At 65.7% G+C, this 1,472-nt stretch carries 1 protein-coding gene; it reads left to right on the plus strand.

Annotated elements, in window-relative coordinates; all coding sequences use genetic code 11:
• Positions 1-1,430, plus strand: a 1,430-nt coding sequence (locus ACIRU3_RS47755; RefSeq protein ID WP_404070781.1) for an ISAzo13 family transposase, incomplete at its 5' end; no start/stop codon positions are given.
• Positions 1,431-1,472 lie beyond the last annotated feature (42 nt).

Below are 1,472 nucleotides of genomic sequence, written 5' to 3' on the forward strand. Positions count from 1 at the left end.
GTCGTAAGCGACTGGTCGACCGCGAGCCGGCCCTGCGGGATGCCCTCTTGGCTCTCGTCGAGCCCGATGTGCGCGGAGATCCCATGTCACCGCTGCGCTGGACGTGCAAATCCACGCGAAAACTCGCTGACGAACTGACCCGTCAGGGATACCGGATCGGTCCGGACACGGTGGGCGACCTGCTGCGCGAGGAGGGCTTCAGCCTGCAGGGCAACGCCAAGATCCTGGAGGGCAGGCAACATCCCGACCGCGACGCCCAGTTCCGCTATCTCAACGATCAGGCTCGCCACCATCAGGACGCCGGACAGCCGGTGATCAGCGTGGATACCAAGAAGAAGGAGCTGGTCGGCCCCTTCAAGAACCAGGGCCAGGAGTGGGAGCCGAAAGGACAGCCGGTGGCGGTGGACAGCCACGACTTTCCCGACCGTGAACTGGGCAAGGCGGTGCCCTACGGCATCTACGACGTCGCCGCGGACACCGGCTGGGTCAACGTGGGCACCGACCACGACACCGCCGCGTTCGCCGTCGAGTCCATCCGCCGCTGGTGGAACGCTGCCGGACGCATCGCCTACCCAGCGGCCGGCCGGCTACTGATCACCGCCGACGCAGGCGGGTCCAACGGCTATCGCACCCGCACCTGGAAGACCGAGCTGGCCCAGCTGGCCACCGAGACCGGGCTGATGATCACCGTCTGCCACTTTCCTCCGGGCACAGCGAAGTGGAACCGGATCGAGCACCGGCTGTTCTCCCACATCACCATGAACTGGCGCGGAAGGCCCCTGACCAGCCACGAAGTCATCGTTGAGACCATCACGGCGACCACCACCAGAACCGGCCTGACCGTGCATGCCGAGCTCGATACCAACCGCTATCCCACGGGCATCCAGGTCACCGACACCGAGCTGGCCACCCTGCCCATCACCCGGCATCGCTTCCACGGCGACTGGAACTACACCCTCCACCCGCAACCACCACTGGAAGAATCCAAGGTCAGCCGCACGACGGGCCAGCCGCCAGCGCACAACCCACCACCTCTGGAACCACATTGCCTGCGGCGCCCCGAACTCACCGGCATGTCCGACCAACAGCTCGTCGAGCTCACCGACGCACTTGTCCCCGAGATGGAGTTGCAGCGCGAGCAGACCCTCCTGGCCCGTCGTGGTCACGAGCGCCTGGTGGCCGCCGGCACAGGCGCCAAAGCCAAGCTCACACCAGCGGACCGGATCCTGACCACTGTGCTCCACCTGCGCAAACTCGCCACCATGGACCTCTTGGGCCAGCTCCTCGGAGTCACGCCCATGACCATCAGCCGAGCATGCCAGGAAGTCCGGCCCCTCCTGGAAGCACACGGTCACCACGTCAACCCTTCCACCGCCCGCTTCCGCACACCTGCCGACATCGCGGCCTTCCTCACTCCAGACCGCACCTAATCGAAGATCAAAGAGACGAGTTAATGATCTGCGGGCCCTTAG

Source organism: Streptomyces sp. NPDC101151, assembly GCF_044768335.1.
GTDB lineage: Bacteria > Actinomycetota > Actinomycetes > Streptomycetales > Streptomycetaceae > Streptomyces.